This window comes from Enterobacter vonholyi (genome assembly GCF_008364555.1).
GTDB classification, from domain to species: Bacteria; Pseudomonadota; Gammaproteobacteria; order Enterobacterales; family Enterobacteriaceae; genus Enterobacter; species Enterobacter vonholyi.
On sequence record NZ_VTUC01000002.1, the window covers coordinates 301,460 to 316,926 of the forward strand.

The 15,467-nt window shown below is 59.7% G+C and carries 18 protein-coding genes and 1 riboswitch; of the genes, 11 read left to right on the plus strand and 7 right to left on the minus strand.

What is annotated here, in order from left to right; genetic code table 11:
- Positions 1-2 precede the first annotated feature (2 nt).
- On the minus strand, positions 3-1,586 hold the full coding sequence (gene hpxW, locus F0319_RS03655) for an oxamate amidohydrolase (protein ID WP_149366303.1): 1,584 nt from the start codon (positions 1,584-1,586) through the stop codon (positions 3-5).
- Between the two features lie 142 nt (positions 1,587-1,728).
- Here hpxW and hpxU point away from each other — a divergent pair, with 142 nt between their 5' ends.
- From hpxU to hpxK, 7 genes are all read left to right on the plus strand, one after another.
- Positions 1,729-2,568: a MurR/RpiR family transcriptional regulator HpxU gene (gene hpxU / locus F0319_RS03660; RefSeq protein ID WP_149366304.1), complete on the plus strand. Its 840-nt coding sequence runs from the start codon at positions 1,729-1,731 to the stop codon at positions 2,566-2,568.
- 191 nt (positions 2,569-2,759) lie between these two features.
- The gene (locus F0319_RS03665) at positions 2,760-3,542 is read left to right on the plus strand and encodes a transporter substrate-binding domain-containing protein (RefSeq protein WP_023311064.1); all 783 of its coding nucleotides are present in this window, start codon (positions 2,760-2,762) and stop codon (positions 3,540-3,542) included.
- A 4-nt stretch (positions 3,543-3,546) separates the two neighbouring features.
- Positions 3,547-4,212: an amino acid ABC transporter permease gene (locus F0319_RS03670; protein WP_111964571.1), complete on the plus strand. Its 666-nt coding sequence runs from the start codon at positions 3,547-3,549 to the stop codon at positions 4,210-4,212.
- The gene (locus tag F0319_RS03675) at positions 4,212-4,868 is read left to right on the plus strand and encodes an amino acid ABC transporter permease (protein WP_168708008.1); all 657 of its coding nucleotides are present in this window, start codon (positions 4,212-4,214) and stop codon (positions 4,866-4,868) included. The genes F0319_RS03670 and F0319_RS03675 overlap by 1 nt, the downstream gene beginning before the upstream one ends.
- Positions 4,849-5,586, plus strand: a complete 738-nt coding sequence (locus F0319_RS03680) for an amino acid ABC transporter ATP-binding protein (RefSeq protein ID WP_008499843.1) — start codon at positions 4,849-4,851, stop codon at positions 5,584-5,586. The genes F0319_RS03675 and F0319_RS03680 overlap by 20 nt, the downstream gene beginning before the upstream one ends.
- A 13-nt stretch (positions 5,587-5,599) precedes the next feature.
- Complete coding sequence (locus F0319_RS03685) at positions 5,600-6,841, plus strand: pyridoxal-phosphate-dependent aminotransferase family protein (protein WP_115874686.1); 1,242 nt, start codon at positions 5,600-5,602, stop codon at positions 6,839-6,841.
- Positions 6,838-8,100, plus strand: coding sequence for an allantoate amidohydrolase (gene hpxK / locus F0319_RS03690; RefSeq protein WP_149366305.1), 1,263 nt, complete (start codon positions 6,838-6,840; stop codon positions 8,098-8,100). Before F0319_RS03685 ends, hpxK begins: the two co-directional genes overlap by 4 nt.
- Here the strand turns inward: hpxK and F0319_RS03695 are convergent.
- Positions 8,066-9,067: a magnesium transporter gene (locus F0319_RS03695; protein WP_111964506.1), complete on the minus strand. Its 1,002-nt coding sequence runs from the start codon at positions 9,065-9,067 to the stop codon at positions 8,066-8,068. The genes hpxK and F0319_RS03695 overlap by 35 nt on opposite strands.
- 60 nt (positions 9,068-9,127) lie before the next feature.
- Positions 9,128-9,297: riboswitch (M-box (ykoK) riboswitch) on the minus strand.
- A 158-nt stretch (positions 9,298-9,455) separates the two neighbouring features.
- On the opposite strand from F0319_RS03695, the gene F0319_RS03700 reads away from it, so the two are divergent.
- The gene (locus F0319_RS03700; RefSeq protein WP_136194661.1) at positions 9,456-9,959 is read left to right on the plus strand and encodes a DedA family protein; all 504 of its coding nucleotides are present in this window, start codon (positions 9,456-9,458) and stop codon (positions 9,957-9,959) included.
- Between the two features lies 1 nt (position 9,960).
- Here F0319_RS03700 and F0319_RS03705 read toward each other — a convergent pair whose 3' ends face one another.
- A complete protein-coding gene (locus tag F0319_RS03705; RefSeq protein WP_149366306.1) occupies positions 9,961-10,710 on the minus strand; it encodes an SDR family oxidoreductase in 750 nt (249 codons plus the stop codon).
- Between the two features lie 100 nt (positions 10,711-10,810).
- On the opposite strand from F0319_RS03705, the gene F0319_RS03710 reads away from it, so the two are divergent.
- Positions 10,811-11,170: a winged helix-turn-helix transcriptional regulator gene (locus tag F0319_RS03710; protein ID WP_023335206.1), complete on the plus strand. Its 360-nt coding sequence runs from the start codon at positions 10,811-10,813 to the stop codon at positions 11,168-11,170.
- A 1-nt stretch (position 11,171) separates the two neighbouring features.
- Here the strand turns inward: F0319_RS03710 and F0319_RS03715 are convergent, their stop codons facing one another.
- Both F0319_RS03715 and F0319_RS03720 read right to left on the minus strand, forming a co-directional pair.
- Positions 11,172-11,966, minus strand: coding sequence for an SDR family NAD(P)-dependent oxidoreductase (locus F0319_RS03715; protein WP_149366307.1), 795 nt, complete (start codon positions 11,964-11,966; stop codon positions 11,172-11,174).
- A 125-nt stretch (positions 11,967-12,091) separates the two neighbouring features.
- Complete coding sequence (locus F0319_RS03720; RefSeq protein WP_111964502.1) at positions 12,092-12,535, minus strand: winged helix-turn-helix transcriptional regulator; 444 nt, start codon at positions 12,533-12,535, stop codon at positions 12,092-12,094.
- Between the two features lie 152 nt (positions 12,536-12,687).
- Between F0319_RS03720 and agp the strand changes: the two genes are divergently transcribed.
- Positions 12,688-13,929 carry a bifunctional glucose-1-phosphatase/inositol phosphatase gene (gene agp / locus F0319_RS03725; protein WP_149366308.1) on the plus strand — a complete coding sequence of 414 codons (1,242 nt, stop codon included), beginning with the start codon at positions 12,688-12,690 and terminating at the stop codon, positions 13,927-13,929.
- A 33-nt stretch (positions 13,930-13,962) separates the two neighbouring features.
- On the opposite strand, the gene F0319_RS03730 is transcribed toward agp, so the two are convergent.
- Entirely contained in the window at positions 13,963-14,190 is a 228-nt protein-coding gene (locus F0319_RS03730; RefSeq protein WP_008499832.1) for a YccJ family protein, read from the minus strand.
- Between the two features lie 20 nt (positions 14,191-14,210).
- Positions 14,211-14,807, minus strand: coding sequence for an NAD(P)H:quinone oxidoreductase (wrbA, locus tag F0319_RS03735; protein WP_023311076.1), 597 nt, complete (start codon positions 14,805-14,807; stop codon positions 14,211-14,213).
- 391 nt (positions 14,808-15,198) lie between these two features.
- Between wrbA and F0319_RS03740 the strand changes: the two genes are divergently transcribed.
- On the plus strand, positions 15,199-15,369 hold the full coding sequence (locus F0319_RS03740) for a con-10 family general stress protein (RefSeq protein WP_023311077.1): 171 nt from the start codon (positions 15,199-15,201) through the stop codon (positions 15,367-15,369).
- Positions 15,370-15,467: the final 98 nt, after the last annotated feature.

Genomic DNA, 15,467 nt, shown 5'->3' on the forward strand with positions numbered 1-15,467 from the left:
CCTCAGAATCCGGCGGCCGCGCCGTTGCTGCGCGGGTCAAATGCCCCTTCGAACAGCCCGTTGGGGTGGCGGACAATCGCGCCCGCGTGGCCCATGGCTTCACTAAAGTCAGGGAAAAGCTCCACCTCGTGACCGAGTGCCCGCAGGCGCACGACCGTCTCGGGTGGAAAACGTCCTTCAAGCTTTAAGGTGTCCGAGGTTTGTCCCCAGGTGCGCCCCAGCAGCCAGCGCGGGCGGGAAATGCTCTCCTGTAAAGGCACGCCCTGAATCGCGTAGCGGGTAAAGATCGCGGCCTGGGTCTGCGGCTGTCCGTCGCCGCCCATCGATCCGTAGACCATCACGCGACCGTCCTTCAGACGCGCCGCCGCCGGGTTCAGGGTGTGGAACGGCTGTTTGCCCGGCGCGAGGGCCAGAAGATGGGCGGGATCGAGGCTGAATGATGCCCCTCGGTTCTGCCAGACGATGCCGGTATCGGGCAGCACCACGCCGCTGCCGAACTCGTGATAAATGCTCTGGATAAACGACACGGCAAGCCCGCTGCTGTCCATCACCCCCATCCACACCGTATCGCCGGGGCCTTTTCCGGTTCCCCACGGTGCGGCCCGGCCGTCGTCAACCCTGTTGGCAAGCGCCTGCAGGGCGGCGGGATCCAGCAGATCCTGAATATCGGTTTTCAGCTCGCGCGGGTCGGTGATGTGGGCATCACGCAGGCCAAAGGCCAGCTTGGTGGCTTCAACGATGCGGTGAAGGGTTTCGGCGTCGTCGGCCTCCGCCATGTTCAGTCGGTCGGTGATGCCGAGTATCGCCAGCGAGACCAGCCCCTGCGTCGGCGGGGCGTGGTTAAAGATCTCCCCCTGCTGATGCTGCAGCGTCAGCGGCGCGGTGCGTCGGGCTGCGTGGGCGTGTAAATCGGCCAGCGTAACGGGCAGGCCCAGCGTCTCCATGCCGTGCGCCAGCACGTCCGCCAGCGGGCCGCGATAAAAACTGTCCAGACCGTCTTCCGCCAGGCGCCTCAGGGTTGTAGCCATGGCGGGCTGGTAAAAGCGGCTCCCGGCCTGCGGCGGCTTGCCGTCGACCAGCCAGGTTTCCGCGAAGCCCGGCACATCCTTCAGCTCGTCGAACTTGCTGGCAGTGGCGTGAGCCTGAGAGGCCGTGACCGGCGTGCCGTTCTGCGCGTAGTCAATGGCGTCGGCCAGCAGGCGGGCCAGCGGCAGCGACTTGCCGGTCATCTCACGGGAAACCTTCAGCGCCTCGTCCCAGCCGCTGACCGTGCCGGCGACGGTTAGCGCCGCCTGCGGTCCGCGATGGGGGATCTGCGTGAGCCCATCGTAGGCGGCCAGCGTCGCGTGCGATCCCGCCGCGCCGCTGGCGTCAATGGCGATGGGGTCGCCTTCCGGCGGCACGATAAGCCAGAAGCCATCGCCGCCCAGCCCGTTCATATGCGGGTAAACCACGGCGATGGTGGCCGCCGCCGCGACCATCGCTTCTATCGCGCTGCCGCCTTCGCGTAGCACCGTCAGCGCGCTCTGGCTGGCGAGGTGGTGCGGCGCAACCGCCATACCGTGTGTGGAGACATTACTTTGCATGAAGAATCCTCGTAACCCTGAAAGTCACAAGGCGCTGCAAAAGCTGTTCCAGTTCTGAAAGAAAAGTTTCAGTAAACTGGCACGTATAATGAAAGGTAGAATGAAAACCAAAATGTAATGAAACAAAAGTTACAGAGGCGCTATGGAACAACTGGATGAACGTCTGAAAGCACAATACCCGTCGCTGTCGCCGCAGGAGCAGCGGGTGGCGGACTTTATTTTTGATCATTTTGACGATCTCATTAGCTACAACAGCGCCGAGCTGGCGCAGCTGAGCGGGGTATCGAAAGCCACGGTGAGCCGTCTGTTTAAGCGTCTGGGCTATGAGAAATATAAGGACATGCGCGAAGAGCTGCGCACCCTGCGCCAGAGCGGGATGCCGCTCACCGATAACCGCGACGCGGTGCAGGGCAACACGCTGCTGGCACGCCACTACAAGCAGGAGATGGCGAACCTGACCCAGTGGATCAATGCCCTCGACGCGCAGCAGTTTGCCGACGCCATGGCCTGCATGGTGAAGGCGCGGCGGATCGTGATTATCGGCATGCGTAACGCCTATCCGGCGGCGCTCCACCTGCGCCAGCAGCTGCTGCAGGCGCGCGGTCAGGTGCTGGTCCTGCCGCAGCCGGGGCAGAGCCTGAGCGAGGAGCTGGTGGACTTAACGCCGGACGATCTGGTGGTCATGATGGCCTTCCGCCGCCGTCCGCGCATCATTCGCCCGCTGATGCAGCAGCTTCAGAGCAGCGGTATTCCGGTGCTGCTGATGTGCGAGCCGCAGGCCCACAGCCTGTTTCCGTTCGCCAGCTGGCAACTCTGCGCCCCGCTGGACAGCGTCTCGGCCTATGACAGCTATTCCTCGGTTAACAGTCTGATCAACCTGCTGGCGAACGCCTTCCTGCATGAGATCCTCGATAAAGGCCGTCCGCGCATTCACGATATTGCCTCCCTCTATCAGCAGCTGGACGAGCTCGAACAGCGATAATGGGGCATCAGGCTGGTGCTTTGCATTAAAATGGTGCGTAATGGCGGGGCGAAAATGGAGAGCATTTCCGCCCCGTCCGCATTTTATCAGGCTTTACAAGAATATTTCCCGCTTCGCCTTATCTGGCACATTAGTTGCAAAATCACATTCAAAGAATCTTTTGTTTCATGTTAACGTTACGGGGAAGCACCATGAAAAAATTGTTGATTGCACTGGCCGGGGCAGCATGCCTCTTCACGCAGCTGCCGGCAAAGGCTGACCAGCTACAGGATATCGAGAAGCGCGGTACTATCCGTATTGCCGTTCCGCAGGACTTCCCGCCGTTTGGCTCGGTGGGGACCGATCTGCAGCCCCAGGGGTACGACATCGATATGGCGCGCTATCTCGCCAAACAGATGAAGCTCAAGCTGCAGCTGGTGCCGGTGACCAGCGCCAACCGCGTGCCGTACCTGCAAACTGATAAGGTGGACCTGGTCATTTCCAGCCTCGGTAAAAACCCGGAGCGCGAGAAGGTGATCGACTTCAGCCGCGCCTACGCGCCGTTCTTCCTTGGCGTGTTTGGTCCAAAAGGGGCCGAGCTGAAGGACGCCGCCGCGCTGAGCGGAAAAACCATCGGCGTGACGCGCGGGGCGGTGGAGGACATGGTGCTGACTGGACTGGCGCCGAAAGACGCGGACGTGAAGCGCTACGAAGACAATAACACCACGCTCTCCGCTTACCTGTCGGGGCAGGTGCAGTACGTGGCAACCGGTAACCTCGTGGTGGCGGCCATTTCGCGCCAGAACGCGGATAAAGCCCCGGTGCCGAGCTTTATGCTGAAAGATTCGCCGTGCTTTATTGGCCTGAAGAAAAACGAACCGGCCCTGAAGGCAAAAGTGGATGCGCTGATTGAGCAGGGCATCAAGGACGGCACGCTGAACGGCCTGTCTGAGCAATGGCTGAAGGCCCCGCTGCCGGCAAACCTTGGCGCCTGAGCCGATGACTGAGCAACTTGATTTCTCCGCGCTCTGGCCGCACTGGCCGGAGCTGCTGGCAGGGCTGTGGGTCACCGTTCAGCTGACGGTGATGGCGACCGTCGGCGGGCTGGCGATAGGGATTTTCGGGGCGGCGATCCGCAGCGGACGCACGACCTGGTTCAGCCGGATCTGGGGCGGCTACGTGGAGATCATCCGCAACACGCCGTTTGTGGTACAGCTGTTTTTCATTGTCTTCGGCCTGCCAAATCTTGGCCTGAAGATGACGGCGGGTGAAGCGGCGCTGCTGGCCATGGTGGTAAACCTGGGCGCCTACAGCACCGAGATTATCCGCGCGGGCATTCAGGTCACGCCGAAAGGGCAGTGGGAAGCCGGACGCGTGCTGGGGCTCACCCGCCTGCAGACCTTTATTCGCGTGGTGCTGCCGCCCGCGCTGCAGCGCATTTACCCGGCGCTGGTGAGCCAGTGCATCATCGTGATGCTCGGCTCGTCGGTGGTGTCGCAGGTCTCCTATGAAGAGCTGACCTTCGCCGCCAACCTGATCCAGTCCAGAACGTTTTTGAGCTTTGAGGTTTATCTGGTGACAACCGGGATTTACCTGGCGCTGTCGATAACCCTGCGCCAGCTGATGATGGCGGCAGGACGCAAATGGCTGGGGGTGCAGGCATGATGACCACCTTTACCGACTGGGACATTATTCGCAACCTGCTGCTGGCCGGACGCTGGACGGTGCTGCTGTCGCTGGTGGCGTTCGTCGGCGGGGCGGTGGTAACGCTGCCGCTCCTGCTGCTGCGCCTGACGGGCGGGCGCACGGTGAAGCGCATTATCCGCGGCTATATTGAGCTGTTTCAGGGCACGCCGCTGCTGATGCAGCTGTTCCTGGCCTTCTTCGGCGTGGCGCTGTTCGGCATCGACGTCTCGCCGTGGACCGCCGCCTCGCTGGCGCTGACGTTTTACACCAGCGCGTTTCTGCTCGATATCTGGAACGGCTGCATTCGCGCTTTACCGAAGGGGCAGTGGGAAGCGTCGCGCTGCCTGGGGCTGACCTTCGGCCAGACCCTGTTTCGCGTCGTCGCCCCGCAGGCGCTGCGCATCGGCATTGCGCCGACGGTCGGCTTTGCCGTGCAGGTGATCAAAGGCACCGCGCTGGCGTCGATTATCGGTTTTGTCGAGCTGACCAAGGCCGGGACCATGCTGACCAACGTGACCTATCAGCCGTTTAAGGTCTTTGCGCTGGTGGCGCTCGGCTACTTTATTCTGTGTTATCCGCTGTCGCGCTACAGCCGCTATCTGGAGACGAAATTCAATGCCTCTCATCACCATTAATCAGGTGCAGAAGTACTACGGCGATAACCACGTGCTCAAGGGCGTCGATCTGGATATCGACATGGGCCAGGTAATCTCCATTATCGGGCGCAGCGGATCGGGCAAAAGCACGCTGCTGCGCTGCATTAACGGTCTGGAAGGCTATCAGGACGGCAGCATCAAGCTGGGCGGCATGACCATTACCGACCGGGATTCCCAGGCGCGTGAAATCAGCCGCTCGGTGGGGATGGTGTTCCAGAGCTTCAATCTGTTCCCGCACATGACGGCGCTGGAAAACGTGATGCTCGCCCCGCGTCGGGTGCTGAAGAAAAGCGCCGCCGAATGCCGCGAGCTGGCGCAGCGCATGCTGGAGAAGGTTGGCCTCGGCGATCGTCTGGATTACTACCCGTCGAGCCTCTCCGGCGGCCAGCAGCAGCGCGTGGCGATTGCCCGCGCGCTGGCGATGTCGCCGAAAGTATTGCTCTGCGACGAGATCACCTCCGCGCTCGACCCGGAGCTGGTGGGCGAAGTGCTCAAAGTGCTGGAGCAGCTGGCGGCCGAGGGGATGACGCTCATACTGGTTACCCATGAAATGAATTTTGCCCGCGAAGTGGGCGACCGCGTGGTGTTTATGCACCAGGGGAAAGTCTGGGAGCAGGGCGACAGCAAAACGCTGTTCGCCAACCCGCAGACCACGGAACTGAAGCAGTTCATCTCCTCCGTGCGCGGCCTCAACTGATAAGGACTTAACAATGGATATCGCACACTTTCCGCAAATCAACCCGCCGCAGCGCCTGCTGATGGGGCCGGGCCCGATCAACGCCGACCCGCGCGTGCTGCGCGCCATGTCGAGCCAGCTGATCGGGCAGTACGATCCGGCCATGACCCACTACATGAACGAGGTGATGGCGCTTTATCGCGGGGTATTCCGCACCGAAAACCGCTGGACGATGCTGGTGGACGGCACCTCCCGCGCGGGAATTGAAGCCATTCTGGTCTCCGCCATCCGCCCGGGAGATAAGGTGCTGGTGCCGGTCTTTGGCCGCTTTGGCCACCTGCTGTGCGAAATTGCCCGCCGCTGCCGCGCGGAGGTGCATACCATCGAGGTGCCGTGGGGCGAGGTGTTTACCCCGGACCAGGTCGAGGATGCGATTAAGCGTATTCGTCCGCGCCTGCTGCTGACCGTGCAGGGCGACACCTCCACCACCATGCTGCAGCCGCTCGCCGAGCTGGGCGCGATCTGCCGCCGCTACGACGTGCTGTTTTACACCGATGCCACCGCGTCGCTCGGCGGTAACGCGCTGGAGACCGATGCCTGGGGGCTGGATGCCGTCTCGGCCGGGATGCAGAAATGCCTCGGCGGCCCGTCTGGCACCTCGCCGATCACCCTGAGCGCGCGCATGGAGGAGGCGATCCGCCGCCGCAAATGCGTTGAGGAAGGCATACGCACCGACGCCCACCGCGACGGCGACGAGGAGATGATCTACTCCAACTACTTCGATCTCGGCATGGTGATGGACTACTGGGGGCCGGAACGTCTTAACCACCACACCGAAGCCACCACCGCGCTGTTTGGCGCCCGCGAGTGCGCGCGTCTGATCCTGCAGGAGGGGCTGGATAACGGCATCGCTCGCCACAGGCTGCACGGCGATGCGCTGCTGAAGGGCATTCAGGCGATGGGGCTGGAGACCTTCGGCGACCTGAAGCACAAGATGAACAACGTGCTGGGCGTGGTGATCCCGCAGGGCATCAACGGTGACCAGGTGCGTAAGCTGATGCTGGAGGATTTCGGGATTGAAATCGGCACCTCGTTTGGCCCGCTGCACGGCAAAGTTTGGCGCATTGGCACCATGGGCTACAACGCACGCAAGGACTGCGTGATGACCACCCTGAGCGCGCTGGAGTCGGTGCTGAACTACCTGAAATTCTCCACCACGCAGGGGGCCGCCATGCAGGCCGCGTGGGACCACTATCGCCGCGAGACGCCGCAATGAGCCCGGCGGCAGAGCGAGTGATGGCGCGCGCCGACGCGCTGGCCGCCATCAGCGAAACCCCGGACGGCCTGACGCGAGTCTATCTCTCCACGCAGCATCTGCAGGCTAACCAGCTGATCGGAGAGTGGATGTGCCAGGCGGGCATGACCGTCTGGCAGGACAGCGTGGGCAATATCTGCGGACGCTATGAAGGCCAGCAGGAGGGGGCGCAGGCGGTGCTGCTCGGCTCGCATCTCGATACCGTGCGCAATGCCGGGCGCTACGACGGCATGCTCGGCGTGCTTGCCGCCATTGAGGTGGTGGACAGCCTGCACCAGCAGGGTGTGCATCTGGCGCAGGCCATCGAGATTGTCGGCTTTTGCGACGAAGAGGGAACCCGCTTCGGCATTACGCTGTTAGGCAGCCGGGGGCTGACGGGCACCTGGCCGCAGGGCTGGCTGGAGAAAGCCGACGCCAGCGGCATCAGCGTGGCGCAGGCGATGACTCTGGTGGGGCTCGATCCTGCACGCGTGTTGCATGCCGCGCGCCGTCAGGAGGATTTCAGCGCCTATCTGGAGCTGCATATTGAGCAGGGGCCGTGCCTTGAGCAGGAGGCGCTCGCCCTGGGCGTGGTGCAAGCCATTAACGGCGCGCGTCGTCTGAACTGCCGCTTTACCGGCGAGGCCGGGCACGCGGGAACCGTGCCGATGCACCACCGCAGGGATGCGCTGGCCGCCGCCGCCGAGTGGATGGTCATCATTGAAAACGCTACCCGACAGCAGGGCGGAAACCTGGTGGCGACGGTTGGCGAACTGCGCTGCCTGCCGGGGGCGGTGAACGTGATCCCCGGCGAGGTTCAGCTCTCGCTGGATATTCGCGGCCCGCAGGATGCGCCGCTGGATCGGTTGCTTAACGACCTGCTGGAGCATGCGCAGGCGATCGCATCGAGCCGCAATCTGGACTTCAGCGCCGAGGAGTTTTACCGCATTGCCGCCACGCCGTGCCATATCCACCTGCAAAACGTGCTGGAGGAGGCGGTCAAATCGGTACAGGGTCGCTCGCTATCGCTACCCAGCGGTGCGGGCCATGATGCGATTGCCATCGCGGAACGCTGGCCGGTCGGCATGCTGTTTGTGCGCTGCAAAGGAGGCGTCAGCCACCATCCGGCGGAATCGGTGATGGCTGAAGATGTCGCCCTGGCGATTGAGGCGTTTTCGCGAGCGGTGATCCAGCTGGCGGACCGCGTTACTCCAGCCCCAGCGTATATTGCGCGATCTTAAAGTAGATAATCAGCCCGGTACCGTCGATAAGCGTCGCAATAAACGGCGCGGAGACGACAGCCGGGTCAATGCCGCAGCGCTTGAGCACCATCGGAATGACGGACGAGACAATCGCACTCCAGAGCGTAATGCACACCAGCGTCAGGCTGACGATGAGCGTAATCTCCAGCCCAATCCCCATCATCCAGGCGCGGATACACCCTGCGATACCGAGCGTGGCGGCAATCATCAGCGAGGTGGTCATCTCTTTACGCAGTACGCGGCCAACGTCGCGCAGACGCACTTCCCCCAGCGCCATGGCGCGCACCAGGGTGGAGGTGATCTGCGTCCCGCTGTTGCCGCCCGTGCCGATCAGCAGCGGAATAAAAAACGCCAGCGCGATGGCGGACTCCAGCGCCTCTTCGAAATGCTGGATCACCGAGCTGGTGTAGGCTTCTGCGACAAAAAGCAGCAGCAGCCAGACGGAGCGTTTCTTCCACAGGCTATACGGACTGGTATCCAGATAGGGCTTCTCCAGCGGTAGCGTCGCCCCCTGAAGCTGGGCGTCTTCAGTGACGTCATCTTCCAGCAGATGGGCGATTTCGCGCTCCGTCAGGCAGCCGACGAGCTTGCCGTGGGTGACCACAGGCACCACATCCGCGCCGCCGTGCGCCAGCAGTCCGGCAACGTCGGCACGTTCATCCTCCGGTTTGACCTGCAAAAACTGCGAAATCATCAGCGATTTCACCGGCTGGACCGTGTCGGCGGTTTGCAGCAATTTACGCACGGCAATCATGCCCGCCAGGCGACCATTGTCTTCAATAAAAATATGAGACGGAATATCGTCGTCTTTTAATTTTTCGAAGAATTGCTCGCGCGCCAGCGCCACGCATAATGAAATATCAAGGACAATAAAATCGGTATTCATATATTGCGCGACAGCGCTGTCATTGAATGCCAGGTTTTGGTTGTGAATCGCGTAAGACATAGTGAATTCCCTTTGAATAATAACATCTCTCAGGGGCGAGCAAGACAGGGCATGTCGAAGAGGAGATCCCCACGTCCTGGGTTCAGCACTGTACACCGTATCCCGTGAGGGAAGTTATACTGACAAAGCCTTGATTCGACAGTGCCTGTTTTACCCTGTGCCGGTTCTCTCGAACCTACCAGAGCGATAACGTGTATTTGTACAGGAGCCTCGCCATAACGAGATCGTTGTAAAACGAGGGAAATAATACGCCTGTTTAAATTTACCGCTCAGGAAATTAAATAATGTTTAAGAACGGTTTAGATAAATATTATTAATAAAGCGTTGAGGGTTTATTTAGGTTTATTCATTTTAAATGGAGGATTAAATAATTAACGGAGGAGAGAAAATGGCGTGGCTTGATAATCTGCTGAATCATTTTGCGCTGTATCCGGCACATCTTTTCGCGCTGTTATTTGTGATGGCGCTGAGTAAATCGACGGTGCTGATCTCCTCCGTGCTGCCGCCCGCGTCGGTGATGCTGCTGGCGGGCATTACCGTCAGCCAGGGGAGCATGCATCCTGCGTTGGCATGGCTGGCTGTAGTGATGGGGGCAACGGCGGGATCGGTGCTGAACTACCACTTAGGGCAGCTGATGGGGCACACCCGGCTGGTCACGCGCTTTACGTCGAAGCATGCCGCTACGTTTTTACGGGTACAGCATCAGCTGCAAAAGAACGGCGTCATCGCACTGTTTACGTCGCGCTTTCTGGCGGTGCTGCGTTACATCGTGCCGCTGGCAGCGGGTATGCTCAGGCTGAATGCAGCAAAGGTCTACGCCGTCAGCCTGCTTTCCGCCTGCGCGTGGGCGGCGCTGTATGTCGGCGCGGTCACCGGCATCAGCGCCTTTTGAGTTACAGGCTCCCCATTCCACCATCCACCAGAAGCTCCGTTCCTACAGTGTAGCTCGACTCGTCGGACGCCAGATAGAGCGCGGCTTTTGCCAGCTCCGCCGTTGAGCCCATTCTGCCCAGCGGCACCATCTTGATGATTTCCGCCATCATCGCGTTAAGCGCCTCGTCGCTTAAGCCCGTTTTCGTAAACGCCGGGGTCTCCACCGGACCGGGGCTCAGGCCGTTGACGCGTATCCCGCGCGGCAGCAGTTCCGCCGAGAGCGTGCGCGCCAGCGACAGCAGGGCGGCCTTGCTCGCGGCATACACGCTGCTGGTGGGCAGGCCGATGCGCGCGCTCACGGAGCCGCAGAGGATCACCGACGACGGGTTATTCAGCAGCGGCAGCAGCGCCTGAATCAAAAAGAACGGTCCCTTCAGGTTGATGCCCATCAGGCGATCCCAGGTCTCTTCCCGCCACTCTTCCAGCGGCGCGTGCGTTACGTCGCCGGCGTTGAGAAACACCGCGTCCAGGCGTGGCCAGCGGGCGGCGAGGGTTTCCGCCAGGGCTTTTTGCGACGAGATATCGCCCGCATCGGTTGGGATCACCCAGGCCTTATCGCCAAGAATACGTTCTGCTTCGGCGAGGGTGTCCGGGTTACGCCCGGTCACGGCGACGCGCGCGCCTTCGGCGATAAACGCCTGCGCGGTGGCGAGGCCGATGCCGCTGGTGCCGCCGGTAATCAGCGTATATTTATCTGTTAAACGACCCATATTCTTCTCCTGAAATGTCACTGGAGAAAGCACTATAGAAACGTTAGTATCGAAAGGAAACCAGGTACCAAATGGATACTTAAGAGGCAAGAGGTGTGCTATGGCAGAAATGCTGGAGGTGTGCTGCGAAAAAAAATCTGAGGCGTATACCTGCCCGATGACGCAGTTTGTGAACCTGATTTCCGGTAAATGGGCGATCCCCATTCTCTATCGCCTGATTGTCTTTAATACGCCCGTACGCTTTGGCGATCTGCTGCGGGCGGCTGCCCCCATCACGCAGAAAGAGCTGACGAAGCAGCTGCGCCTGTTTGAGCAGCGCGGGCTGGTGACGCGGACGGTCTACCCGGAGATCCCGCCGCGCGTGGAGTATCAGATAACCGAGCTGGGGTTAACCCTGCAGGACGCACTCTCCCCGCTGGCCGCCTGGATGAGCGAGTACGGCGACCAGCTTGAGCGTTAGGCTACTGTTTTACGTAGCGCGGTGCCGGAATGCCGGTGCGCGCGCTGTTGAACAGCTCAAGACGCGCCGCTTCGTAGCGATCCCACAGGCCAGCGTCATGCATCGGCGGGATGGTGATCGGTTCACCCTGATCCAGACCCGCCAGCGACGCATCCACCATATCGTCGGTGGTCATCACCGATCCTTCCGGCAGATCGTTCACCGTGACGCCCGAATGGCTCCAGATTTCTGTCGCCGTGGCGGCGGGCAGCACGGCCTGAATGCGCACGCTGCTGTCGGCAAACTCTTCCTGTAACCCACGGGTAAAGCTCAGAACCCACGCCTTGGTGGCGCTGTAGAGCGCGCTGCCCGCCCGGACGTGCAGGGCCAGCACGGACGCGATATTGATCAGCGTGCCGCGATTGTTCTGCGCCAGGCGGGGCAGGATGGCGTAGGTCAGACGCATCAGCGCCGTGGTGTTCAGGGTGTTAATAGCCTGATGCTGCGCCACCTCGCCCGCGAGGAACGGTGCCATCTGCGCGGTGCCCGCGTTGTTAACGAGCGTATCAATGGCGATATTGCTGCGCAGCTCTTCTTCCACTGCGCGGATCCCGGCTTCATCGGTGAGATCGGCAACCAGAATATCAACGGCCACGCCATAGCGCGCGCGCAGGTCGGCGGCGAGGATTTTCAGGCGATCCTCGCGACGGGCGACCAGCACCAGGTTAGCGCCGCGCGCGGCAAGGCGGTCAGCATAGACGGCACCGATCCCGGAAGAGGCACCCGTAATCAGGGCTGTGGTGATTTGCGTAGTCATCGTGTGTTACCTCAAAGCAAAGTGGGTTATTTGGTTTCAATATGAAACTGAATAAACTCTCTGCTATTTGGTTTTATAATGCAACCATATTTGCGAGCATTTTGTGCTTTTGCCGTCGGGAACGGTCAGGAGGGGAGTTTAGCCACGATCTCTTCAGGCGTCAGTTCGCGCCCGTCGTCGGCGATAAGCGCCAGTTTACGCAGGGGTTTGCGCTGTTCGGTATCGACCAGCACGGTGCCGCATTCGTTTTCCGCGAACAAAAACTCGTTGCCCCACTGGGAGAGGGCAACCAGCACCGTTTGCAGGGCGCGCCCTTTATCGGTCAGGACATACTCCTGCCAGGCGCTGCCGTCAGACGCAGGCTGAAGCCGGAGGATGCCCTCGTCGACCAGCAGTTTTAGCCGCGTAGTCAGCATATTTTTTGCGATACCGAGGCTTTTCTGGAACTCGCCGAAGCGTTTAATCCCGCGTAGCGCGTCGCGAACAATCAGCAGCGACCACCAGTCGCCTATAATATCCAGCGAACGGGCGACGGGGCAGGTGCTCTCTTCAAGGCGGGTACGTTTCACAGCGAATTCTCCGGTGGGGTGTGGTTTTATTATAAAACTAATCTGCACGCGTCGTAAGCATGTTAATCATCAGTTTGAGAAATGCTTCCCGGAAAATTGTCACGAATCTGTCACACTGAACGCGACATTTTAAAACGAGTGAGGAATTAGGGATGAGAAAAGCACTACTCGCGCTGGCAGTCGCCGGTTCCATTTCAGCAACGTTTGGCGTGCAGGCGCAAGAGACGCCGGAAGGGTATCAGCTGGAGCAAGTTTTAATCATGAGTCGCCATAACCTGCGCGCGCCGCTCGCTAATAACGGCAGCGTGCTGGAGCAGTCCACGCCGAAGCAGTGGCCGGAGTGGGAGGTGCCGGGCGGTCAGCTCACCACCAAGGGTGGCGTGCTGGAAGTCTATATGGGCCATTATATGCGCGAGTGGCTGGCGCAGCAGGGGATGGTGAAGACGGGAGAATGTCCAGCGGCGGATAGCGTTTATGCTTACGCCAACAGCCTGCAGCGTACCGTCGCTACCGCGCAGTTCTTCATTACCGGCGCGTTCCCGGGCTGCGATGTGCCCGTGCACCATCAGGAAAAAATGGGCACCATGGACCCGACGTTCAACCCGGTGATTACCGATAACACGCCGGAATTCCGCGAAAAAGCGCTCAAGGCGATGGAGACCGAGCGGCAGAAAATGCAGCTTGGCGAAAGCTATAAGCTGCTTGAGCAGATGACGAACTACGCCGATTCGCCGTCCTGCAAAGAGAAAAAAGTCTGCTCTCTGGCGGACGCAAAAGATACCTTCAGCGCCGACTATGAAAAAGAGCCTGGCGTATCCGGGCCGCTGAAGGTGGGTAACTCGCTGGTGGACGCGTTTACGCTACAGTATTACGAAGGCTTCCCGGCTGACCAGGTGGCCTGGGGAGAAATCAAAACCGACCAGCAGTGGCGCGTGCTGTCGAAGCTGAAGAACGGCTATCAGGACTCGCTGTTTACCTCAACCGAGGTGGCGCAAAACGTGGCGAAGCCGCTGGTGAAATATATCGATAAAACGCTGGTCACCGACCAGGCTAAAGCGCCTAAGATCACCCTGCTGGTGGGACATGACTCGAACATTGCTTCCCTGCTGGCGGCCCTGGATTTCAAACCGTATCAGCTGCACGACCAGCAGGAACGCACCCCGATTGGCGGCAAGATTGTCTTCCAGCGCTGGCATGACAAAAATGCCAACCAGGAGTTGATGAAAATTGAGTATGTCTATCAGAGCTCAGAGCAGCTGCGCAACGCCAGCGTGCTGTCGCTGCAGTCGCCTGCACAGCGCGTGACGCTGGAGCTGAAAGGCTGCCCGGTAGATGCGAACGGCTTCTGTCCTGTCGACAAATTCAATGCGGTGATGAATAACGCGGCGAAGTAAAAGAGAACCCCCCGCTGCGGCGGGGGGAAACGCTTAGACGTTTTTACGTTCGATGGTTTGCTCGCCCCAGAAGAGCGAGTCTTTATCCGTTTTTTCGAAGGCGCGCACCAGCACCTCATCGTTACCTTCCTCCCAAATCTGCTCGGCCAGCTTTTCATCGTATTTCGCGACTTCAAAGATAGCTTCGGCAATCTCCGGAGAGGTGTTGCGTAAACTTGCCCATTCGCCCACGTGGTGAGCTTTGGATTCTTGAGTTGGCATGCTTGTCCTCCTGTTGGGTGTTAGCCGTTCAGTTTTTTGGCCAGACCCGCGACGTATTCACCCTGATAGCGGGCGATAGACAGTTCTTCATTGCTTGGCTGACGTGAGCCATCCCCACCGGCAATGGTGGTTGCGCCGTACGGCGTACCGCCACGCACCTGGGAAATGTCAAACAGCTCCTGCGCGCCGTAGCCAATTGGCACAATCACCATCCCGTGATGAGCAAGGGTAGTCCAGGTTGAGGTAATCGTCTGCTCCTGACCGCCGCCGGTGCCGGTAGAGCTGAACACGCTGGCGAGTTTGCCGTAGAGCGCCCCGGATGCCCAAAGTCCGCCGGTTTGATCGAGGAAGGTGCGCATCTGGCCTGACATATTGCCGAAGCGGGTCGGGGTGCCGAAGATAATGGCATCATAATCCGCCAGCTCCTGCGGGGTGGCGACCGGGGCGTTTTGCGTTTTCCCCCCGGCTTTCAGGAAGGCTTCCGCCTGCATGGTTTCCGGTACGCGTTTCACCACAACCTCAACGCCGTCAACCCTGTTTGCACCTTCTGCTACCGCGTGAGCCATGGTTTCAATGTGTCCATACATGGAATAATAGAGCACCAGAACTTTTGCCATTTTGCTTCACTCCTCGTTGGTTTCTCTGACAGCGGATCGCTGCGCTCTTTTAAAGATATGCCATCACGGCCAGACTGCAAAAATGAACGCCATTTATTTGATTTATAACAACATGAGTAGAAAAATGGCTTTGTAGCAAAATGATACAACTTTCCAGGCGCGGATTTTTAAAATGATAAGAAAGGCTTATGCATCCACGCCGCGTCATCTCATCCGAAAGACTGAGATCATGTTGCAGGATATTACCTCTGGCTTGCCGGACAGCCTCAGTCCACTAAGCTTAGTTTCACGCGGCACAGATACAGGCGTTGTCCTTGCGCCGCGAGGTGAAAGAATCCTCTTTTACTGAATGCAATATGATGTCTAATGTTTCACACTCTGGAGGTTAGAGATGGCAAACCATCGTGGTGGTTCAGGTAATTTCGCTGAAGACCGTGAAAGAGCATCAGAAGCAGGTCGTAAAGGTGGCCAGCACAGCGGGGGCAATTTTAAAAATGACCCTCAGCGCGCATCAGAAGCTGGTAAAAAAGGGGGGAAAAACAGCCACGGCAGCAGTAAGTAATACGCCGGGTTGAACCTCTGCCGCCGGGATCTCCCGGCGGTTTTTTATTTCTGCAACATTGAACTGTAACTAAAGGCAACGCACACTACAGAATTGTT

Coding starts and splice junctions, on each gene's coding strand:
- hpxU (WP_149366304.1), top strand. CDS start 1,729: ATGGAACAACTGGATGAACGTCTGAAAGCACAATACCCGTCGCTGTCG.
- hpxK (WP_149366305.1), top strand. CDS start 6,838: ATGAGCCCGGCGGCAGAGCGAGTGATGGCGCGCGCCGACGCGCTGGCC.
- F0319_RS03680 (WP_008499843.1), top strand. CDS start 4,849: ATGCCTCTCATCACCATTAATCAGGTGCAGAAGTACTACGGCGATAAC.
- F0319_RS03665 (WP_023311064.1), top strand. CDS start 2,760: ATGAAAAAATTGTTGATTGCACTGGCCGGGGCAGCATGCCTCTTCACG.
- F0319_RS03700 (WP_136194661.1), top strand. CDS start 9,456: ATGGCGTGGCTTGATAATCTGCTGAATCATTTTGCGCTGTATCCGGCA.
- F0319_RS03740 (WP_023311077.1), top strand. CDS start 15,199: ATGGCAAACCATCGTGGTGGTTCAGGTAATTTCGCTGAAGACCGTGAA.
- F0319_RS03685 (WP_115874686.1), top strand. CDS start 5,600: ATGGATATCGCACACTTTCCGCAAATCAACCCGCCGCAGCGCCTGCTG.
- agp (WP_149366308.1), top strand. CDS start 12,688: ATGAGAAAAGCACTACTCGCGCTGGCAGTCGCCGGTTCCATTTCAGCA.
- F0319_RS03695 (WP_111964506.1), bottom strand. CDS start 9,067: ATGTCTTACGCGATTCACAACCAAAACCTGGCATTCAATGACAGCGCT.
- wrbA (WP_023311076.1), bottom strand. CDS start 14,807: ATGGCAAAAGTTCTGGTGCTCTATTATTCCATGTATGGACACATTGAA.
- F0319_RS03705 (WP_149366306.1), bottom strand. CDS start 10,710: ATGGGTCGTTTAACAGATAAATATACGCTGATTACCGGCGGCACCAGC.
- F0319_RS03670 (WP_111964571.1), top strand. CDS start 3,547: ATGACTGAGCAACTTGATTTCTCCGCGCTCTGGCCGCACTGGCCGGAG.
- F0319_RS03675 (WP_168708008.1), top strand. CDS start 4,212: ATGACCACCTTTACCGACTGGGACATTATTCGCAACCTGCTGCTGGCC.
- hpxW (WP_149366303.1), bottom strand. CDS start 1,586: ATGCAAAGTAATGTCTCCACACACGGTATGGCGGTTGCGCCGCACCAC.
- F0319_RS03730 (WP_008499832.1), bottom strand. CDS start 14,190: ATGCCAACTCAAGAATCCAAAGCTCACCACGTGGGCGAATGGGCAAGT.
- F0319_RS03710 (WP_023335206.1), top strand. CDS start 10,811: ATGGCAGAAATGCTGGAGGTGTGCTGCGAAAAAAAATCTGAGGCGTAT.
- F0319_RS03715 (WP_149366307.1), bottom strand. CDS start 11,966: ATGACTACGCAAATCACCACAGCCCTGATTACGGGTGCCTCTTCCGGG.